The following is a 264-nucleotide window of genomic DNA, read 5'->3' as shown; positions in this document are numbered from 1 at the left end:
CGCTTTGGCGTGGTCAACCGGGGCCTGCTGCGCAAGCAGGCCCTGGCCTGCCTCAAGGGCCTGGCCGATGAAATCGACCCTGACGAGAAGCTCGGGCGCCTGTCCCTGGGCCAGCGCCAACTGGTGGAAATCGCCAAGGCGCTGTCTCGCGGCGCCAACGTGATCGCCTTTGATGAACCCACCAGCAGTTTATCGGCGCGGGAAATCGACCGCTTGATGGCGATCATCGCGCGCCTGCGCGATGAGGGCAAAGTGGTGCTCTAC

General features: G+C 64.8%; 1 protein-coding gene. It reads left to right on the top strand.

Annotation, left to right across the window (positions count from 1 at the left end; all coding sequences use genetic code 11):
- Positions 1–264: ATP-binding cassette domain-containing protein (locus AAEY78_RS13550; protein WP_352339850.1), on the top strand; the 264-nt coding region annotated here is incomplete at both ends.

The organism is Psychrobacter sp. 16-MNA-CIBAN-0192 (assembly GCF_040309565.1).
Classification (GTDB): Bacteria; Pseudomonadota; Gammaproteobacteria; order Pseudomonadales; family Moraxellaceae; genus Psychrobacter.
Note: the sequence above shows the minus strand (reverse complement) of the source record. Positions and strands in the feature narration are given on the sequence as shown.